This is a genomic window from Plantactinospora alkalitolerans (genome assembly GCF_015690345.1).
Lineage (GTDB): Bacteria > Actinomycetota > Actinomycetes > Mycobacteriales > Micromonosporaceae > Plantactinospora > Plantactinospora alkalitolerans.
The window spans coordinates 21,518-28,351 of sequence record NZ_JADPUN010000136.1 but is presented as its reverse complement, the minus strand read 5'-3'; the positions used below and the strand labels follow the sequence as shown (position 1 = coordinate 28,351).

8 protein-coding genes are annotated in these 6,834 nt (G+C 69.3%); all 8 read left to right on the top strand.

Annotated elements, in window-relative coordinates; translation table 11 throughout:
* The first annotated feature begins 289 nt into the window (after nucleotides 1-289).
* The 8 genes from I0C86_RS12855 (at nucleotide 290) to atpA (ending at nucleotide 6,834) form a co-directional block, all read left to right on the top strand.
* A complete protein-coding gene (locus I0C86_RS12855) occupies nucleotides 290-1,588 on the top strand; it encodes a serine hydroxymethyltransferase (protein WP_196201464.1) in 1,299 nt (432 codons plus the stop codon).
* Entirely contained in the window at nucleotides 1,581-2,123 is a 543-nt protein-coding gene (locus I0C86_RS12850) for a hypothetical protein (RefSeq protein ID WP_323373609.1), read from the top strand. The genes I0C86_RS12855 and I0C86_RS12850 overlap by 8 nt, the downstream gene beginning before the upstream one ends.
* Before the next feature lie 206 nt (nucleotides 2,124-2,329).
* Nucleotides 2,330-2,560 carry an AtpZ/AtpI family protein gene (locus tag I0C86_RS12845; RefSeq protein WP_196201463.1) on the top strand — a complete coding sequence of 77 codons (231 nt, stop codon included), beginning with the start codon at nucleotides 2,330-2,332 and terminating at the stop codon, nucleotides 2,558-2,560.
* 11 nt (nucleotides 2,561-2,571) lie between these two features.
* Complete coding sequence (gene atpB, locus I0C86_RS12840; RefSeq protein ID WP_196201462.1) at nucleotides 2,572-3,372, top strand: F0F1 ATP synthase subunit A; 801 nt, start codon at nucleotides 2,572-2,574, stop codon at nucleotides 3,370-3,372.
* A gap of 74 nt (nucleotides 3,373-3,446) precedes the next feature.
* Nucleotides 3,447-3,680 carry an ATP synthase subunit c family protein gene (locus tag I0C86_RS12835; RefSeq protein WP_192771784.1) on the top strand — a complete coding sequence of 78 codons (234 nt, stop codon included), beginning with the start codon at nucleotides 3,447-3,449 and terminating at the stop codon, nucleotides 3,678-3,680.
* 26 nt (nucleotides 3,681-3,706) lie between these two features.
* The gene (locus tag I0C86_RS12830; protein ID WP_196201461.1) at nucleotides 3,707-4,282 is read left to right on the top strand and encodes a F0F1 ATP synthase subunit B; all 576 of its coding nucleotides are present in this window, start codon (nucleotides 3,707-3,709) and stop codon (nucleotides 4,280-4,282) included.
* Nucleotides 4,282-5,103 (top strand): F0F1 ATP synthase subunit delta, encoded by an 822-nt coding sequence (locus I0C86_RS12825; protein WP_196201460.1) that lies wholly within the window; start codon nucleotides 4,282-4,284, stop codon nucleotides 5,101-5,103. Before I0C86_RS12830 ends, I0C86_RS12825 begins: the two co-directional genes overlap by 1 nt.
* Nucleotides 5,104-5,187: 84 nt before the next feature.
* A complete protein-coding gene (atpA, locus tag I0C86_RS12820; RefSeq protein WP_196201459.1) occupies nucleotides 5,188-6,834 on the top strand; it encodes a F0F1 ATP synthase subunit alpha in 1,647 nt (548 codons plus the stop codon).

Sequence of the window (6,834 nt, the reverse complement as noted above, 5' to 3'; positions counted from 1 at the left end):
CGCCGGTCCCGACCCCGCCGGTCTTCGTCGTTCCCCGTCCCGTTCCGCCGGCTCCGACGAATCCGCCGGAGAGGACGAATCCGCCGGTCAGGCCGCCGGTCCGGACGCCGCCCGGTCCGGCCGGTCCCCGCCCCAACCTGCCGGAACCGACCCTGCCGGGCCTCGTCCTGCGGCCCTGAGCGCTCGTCGGCCGGCGTCGGTCGCCGGCAGGTCGGCCGGCCTGGACCCGGGTACGCCCCTAAACTCGGAGCCGGCCCGACGGCGAAGGTGACGAGGGGACGTGTCCGGCATGAGCGAGCGCAGCGGAACGTCGACGCCCTTCTGGGGGCCGGACTTCGAGGAGTTGACCGAGACCGACCCGGAGATCGCGGCGGTGGTGCTCGGCGAACTCGACCGGCTGCGCGGCGGGTTGCAGTTGATCGCCAGCGAGAACCTGACCTCGCCGGCGGTGCTGGCGGCGCTCGGCTCGACGCTGACCAACAAGTACGCCGAGGGCTATCCGGGGCGCCGCTACTACGGCGGGTGCGCCGAGGTGGACCGGGCCGAGCAGATCGGCATCGACCGGGCCAGGGAACTCTTCGGCGCCGAGCACGCCAACCTCCAGCCGCACTCCGGGGCGAGCGCCAACCTGGCCGCGTACGCCGCGCTGGTGCAGCCCGGGGACACGGTGCTGGCGATGGACCTGCCGCACGGCGGACACCTGACCCACGGCAGCCGGGTCAACTTCTCCGGCAAGTGGTTCGCCACCGTCGGCTACCAGGTCCGCCGGGACACCGAACTGATCGACTATGACGAGGTACGCGAGCTGGCCCTGGCGCACCGGCCCAAGATGATCATCTGTGGAGCGACCGCCTATCCCCGGCTGATCGACTTCGCCCGGTTCCGGGAGATCGCGGACGAGGTCGACGCGTACCTGATGGTGGACGCGGCGCACTTCATCGGGCTGGTCGCCGGCCGGGCGGTCCCGTCGCCGGTGCCGTACGCCGACGTGGTCTGCGCCACCACCCACAAGGTGCTGCGCGGGCCGCGTGGCGGCATGATCCTGTGCCGGAAGTCACTCGCCGACCGGATCGACAAGGCGGTCTTCCCGTTCACCCAGGGCGGGCCGTTGATGCACGCGGTCGCGGCGAAGGCGGTCGCGCTGCGCGAAGCGGCGTCGCCCGCGTACCAGGCGTACGCTGCCCAGGTGGTTCACAACGCGCAGGCGCTTGCCGCCGCCCTCGCGGCGGAGGGGATGCGCCCCGTCTCCGGCGGTACCGACACCCACCTCGCCCTGATCGACCTCCGCGAGGTCGGCGTGACGGGCCGGGACGCCGAGGTGCGCTGCGACGCCGCCGCGATCACCCTGAACAAGAACGCGATCCCGTACGACCCGCAGAAGCCGATGGTCGCCTCGGGTATCCGGGTCGGCACCCCGAGCGTCACCACCCAGGGCATGGGTGCGGAGGAGATGCGGCGGATCGCCGGCCTGATCTCCCGGGCGGTGCGGACCGACCCGACCGCTCCGGGGGGCACCGACATCCTCGCCGGGCTCGCCGCCGACGTCGCCGACCTGGTGGCCGCCTTTCCGGCGTACCCCCGTGGCTGAGTCGGCGGACCGGTCGGTCGAGGTGGCGGAGCCGGTCGAGACGGTTCCGGAGTCCGTGGAGACGGAGTCTGCGGAGCCGGTTCCGGCGGTGTCGACGCCGGAGACCGGGCAGGCCGGGGCGGCGGATTCGGACCGGCACTGGCGGTTGGCGCACCTGCCGGTGGTCCTCGGCGCGTCGCTGGGCCTGCTCGTCCTCGCCACCCTGATCGGCGGACTGGTCCGAGGTGGCGTCGGCGCGGCCGGTGCGGCGGTCGGGGTCGGTCTGGTCACCGTGAGCTACCTGTCCTCGACCCTGGTGATCGCCTGGGCCGACTCGGTCCACTCGAGTCTCGTGCTCCCGTTCGGCGTGGCGATGTACGTCGCCAAGTTCACCGTGATCGGTGTCGTGATGGCCGGCGTCGCCGACAGCGGCTGGGCCGGCATGCCCACGTTCGGCTGGGGAGTGGTGGCCGGGGTGGTCGCCTGGACCGGGGCGAACATCTGGTGGGTGACCGCCGTGCACCAGGCCCGGCTGCGCCGCGCCGTCCGACCCTGACGCGGCCTCCTTCCCGATCGCCGGGACCTGCATGAAGTCCCGTGCACGGGACTTCACAGAAAACTGTCAGTGATCGGTCATTTTCCCATGGGCGGAACCGGAGTAGCGTGCCCACAGACGACGCGCCCGCCAAGAGGCCCACACAACCACGTTGTGCGGGGGGTGTGGCACAGCCTCGTATCCCCGGCTGATATCGTTCGGCCGTCATGACCGGTGACCAAACCCCCCAACCCGCAGGTGACTCGGGCACGCCCGAGGCCGGCGAGGGCTGGACTGCGCTGGCATACCTCATCGGAGGTCTGGCGGTGTGGGGATTCATCGGTTGGTTGGTCGACCAGTGGCTCGAAACCGATGGCCTCGCCACCGGGATCGGGTTCCTGCTCGGCGGGGCCGGGGGCGTCTACCTGGTCATCCGCCGTCTTGGCACCCCTAGGTAGGAAGGGACGCGGTGATCGGACAGTCGGTCGTCCTCGCGGAGGGCGAAGTACCGTTTCCACCCAGCGTGGAGGACTTCTTCCTACCGAGCATCTATCCGTGGGGGGAGCACAACTCCTACTGGATCACCAAGTTCACGGTGTTGGTCTGGCTGGGCGTTGCGGCGACCATCATCTTCTTCCTGGTGACCTACCGGAACCCGAAGTTGGTGCCGACGAAGAAGCAGTGGATCGCCGAGTCGATCTACGGCTTCGTCCGGAACAACATCGCGGTGGACATGATCGGGCACCGGGGAGTGGCGTTCGCGCCGTACCTCACCACGCTCTTCGTCTTCATCTTCGTGAACAACCTGTGGCAGATCATTCCGTTCGTCCAGATCTCGCCGATGGCGCACATCGCATTCCCGGCGATCCTGGCGATCATCAGTTACGTGATGTTCATCTATGTGGGCATCCGGCACCACGGGTTCGGAAAATTCTTCAAGCATTCACTGATGCCGCCGGCGCCGTTGTTCATGCAGCCGCTGCTGATCCCGATCGAACTCTTCTCGACCTTCATCGCCCGGCCGGTGTCGCTGGCGCTGCGGTTGTTCGCCAACCTGTTCGCCGGGCACATCATCCTGCTGGTCTTCACGCTGGGCGGCTTCGTCCTGATCAACGCCGACTCGCTCTTCCTCAAGCCGATCTCAGTGCTCTCCTGGGCGGTGTCGATCGCGATCACCTTCCTCGAGGCACTGGTGATCGTCCTGCAGGCCTACATCTTCACCGTGCTGACCGCGAGCTACGTGCAGGGCGCGCTCGCCGACGAACACTGACGTACACACAACCGCACACCCGTTGTCGTCCCGCGTGAACAGTCACGCGTGATTTCAGGAGGAACCAACCAATGATGACGTCCCTTGCCGCCGTAGAAATTACCGGCAGCCTCAGCGCCATCGGCTACGGCCTCGCGGCCATCGGCCCGGGTATCGGTGTCGGCCTGGTCTTCGCCGCCTACATCAACTCGACCGCCCGCCAGCCGGAGTCCTCGCGGCTGACCCTGCCGTACGTCTGGATCGGCTTCGCCGTCATCGAGCTGCTGGCCCTGCTCGGCATCGCCTTCGGCTACGCCTTCGGTAACTAGCCGTACCCCTCGAACGGGAGGTTCCGATGTTCGCCATTCTCGCCGCGGAGGGCGCTACCGAGCACAACCCGATCATCCCGCTGTGGCAGGAGATCGTGGTTGGCTCGGTGGCCTTCGCCATCCTCTGCTTCATGCTGATGAAGTACGTCTTCCCGCGCATGGAGCAGACCTTCCAGGCCCGGGTCGACGCGATCGAGGGCGGTATCAAGCGCGCCGAGGCCGCCCAGGCCGAGGCGAACCAGCTCCTGGAGCAGTACCGCGCGCAGCTCGCAGAGGCACGTACCGACGCGGCGAAGATCCGCGACGACGCGCGGGCCGACGCCGAGGGCATCCGCTCGGACGTCCTCGCCAAGGCCAGGGAGGAGTCGGACCGGATCATCGCGGCCGGCAAGGACCAGCTTGCCGCGGAACGGGCCACCATCGTGCGCGAGCTGCGTACCGAGGTCGGCACGATCGCGGTCGACCTGGCCAGCCGGATCGTCGGTGAGTCGCTGGCCGACGAGGCCCGTCGCAAGGGCACCGTCGAGCGGTTCCTGGCCGATCTGGAGACCGTCGGGGCCGGCAACGGTTCGGCCAACGGCTCCGCCGTGCGGGCGAGCTGATGCAGGCCGCCAGCCGGGAGTCGTACGCCGCCGCCGGGCAGCGTCTCGACGCGTACGCCCGGGACGCCGAGGCGTCCCGGATCGCCGCCACCGGTGACGAGATCGGCACGGTGGCCGGGGTGCTGCGGCGTGAGCCGCGGTTGCGCCGGGCCCTGTCCGACCCGGCCCGCAGCGGCGAGGATCGGGCCGCCCTGCTCGACGCCCTGCTCGGGGACAAGATCGGTGCGGACGCCAAGGAACTGCTCGGCGTGCTGGCGACCGGCCGTTGGTCGGCGCCGTCCGAGCTGCTCGAAGCCACCGAGCGGCTGGGTGTGGAGGCGCTGCTGGCCAGCTCCGACCGCGCCGGGGACCTGGGCGAGGTGGAGGACGAGCTGTTCCGCTTCGGGCAGGTCGTCGCCGCGGACCCGGAGCTGAGCAACGTGCTCTCCGACCCGATCGCCCCGGTCGCGCAGCGGGCCGAGCTGACCGGCTCGCTGCTGTCCGGCAAGGCCAGCGCGGTGACCATCCGGCTGGTCGAGGTCGCCCTCGCCGGGTTCGGCGGGCGTTCCTTCACCGGGTCACTGACCCGGCTGGTGGAGCTGGCCGCCGATCGGCGGGACCGTCAGGTGGCCTACGTCACCGTCGCGGCACCGCTCACCGAGGAAGAAGAGCAACGGCTGGGGAGCAAGCTCACCGAGCTATACGGTCGGGAGGTCACCGTCAAGCAGACGGTGGATCCGGCGGTACTCGGCGGGCTGAGCGTCCAGATCGGATCCGATCTCTACGACGGCACGATCCTGCGCCGCCTCACCGATACCCGAAACGCGCTCGCGAAGCGTTGAGCACATCCTGACGCCCGGGCCGAGCGCCGAGCAGACATTCACCGCCGTTCCGGTTAACCGGGCCCTGAATAGAGGAAGAAGAGGATGGCCGAGCTGACCATCTCGTCGGAGGAGATCCGCGGCGCGCTGGAGCGCTACGTCTCCTCCTATTCGCCCGACGTCTCCCGTGAGGAGGTCGGCACCGTCGCCGACGCCGGTGACGGCATCGCCCACGTCGAGGGCCTGCCCTCGACGATGACCAACGAGCTGCTGGAGTTCGAGGACGGCACCCTCGGGGTGGCGCTGAACCTCGACGTCCGGGACATCGGCGTCGTGGTGCTCGGCGACTACACCGGCATCGAGGAGGGCCAGCGGGTCAAGCGGACCGGCCGGGTGCTCTCGGTTCCGGTCGGCGACGCGTTCCTCGGTCGCGTCGTGGACGCGCTCGGCAAGCCGATCGACGGCCTGGGCGACCTGCCCAACGAGGGCTACCGCGAGCTCGAGGTGCAGGCTCCGAACGTGATGGCCCGGCAGAGCGTCAGCGAGGCGATGCAGACCGGCATCAAGGCCATCGACGCGATGACCGCGATCGGCCGGGGTCAGCGGCAGCTGATCATCGGTGACCGACGGACCGGCAAGACCACCGTCGCGCTGGACACGATCCTGAACCAGCGGGACAACTGGCGCTCCGGCGACCCGGCCCGGCAGGTCCGCTGCATCTACGTCGCGATCGGCCAGAAGGGCTCCACCATCGCCTCGGTGAAGGGGCTGCTGGAGGAGCACGGCGCGATGGAGTACACCACCATCGTCGCCTCGCCCGCCTCGGACCCGGCCGGCTTCAAGTACATCGCCCCGTACGCTGGATCGGCCATCGGCCAGCACTGGATGTACGCCGGCAAGCACGTCCTGATCGTCTTCGACGACCTGACCAAGCAGGCGGAGGCGTACCGGGCGGTCTCGCTGCTGCTGCGTCGCCCGCCGGGCCGCGAGGCGTACCCGGGTGACGTCTTCTACCTGCACTCCCGGCTGCTGGAGCGCTGCGCGAAGCTCTCGGACGAGATGGGCGGCGGTTCGATGACCGGCCTGCCGATCATCGAGACCAAGGGCAACGACATCTCGGCGTTCATCCCGACGAACGTCATCTCGATCACCGACGGCCAGATCTTCCTGGAGACCGACCTGTTCAACCAGGGCGTCCGGCCGGCGATCAACGTCGGTACCTCGGTCTCCCGGGTCGGCGGCGCCGCCCAGGTGAAGCCGATGAAGAAGGTGGCCGGCCGGCTCCGGTTGGACCTGGCCCAGTACCGGGAGCTGGAGGCGTTCGCCGCGCTGGCCTCGGACCTGGACAAGGCCTCCCAGGACCAGCTCAGCCGGGGCGCCCGGCTGGTCGAGCTGCTGAAGCAGACGAACTACTCGCCGCTGCCGGTGCACGAGCAGGTCGTCTCGGTCTGGATCGGCACCGAGGGCAAGCTCGACGACATCGCGATCGGCGAGGTCCGCCGGTTCGAGAGCGAGCTCCTGGAGTTCCTCCGGCACCAGTACAAGCCGACGTTGCAGTCGATCGCGGACAACAACTGGAACGACGACATCACCAACGCGCTGAACGAGGCCGTCACGCGGTTCAAGCAGATGTTCCTCGGGAAGGAAGACGAGGTGCGGGTCAACGACCCGGCTGCGAGCCCGATGGAGGGTGAGCAGGACCGCGAGACGGTCACCCGGTACCGCGAGTCCGCCCCGGCCGAGAAGCAGTAG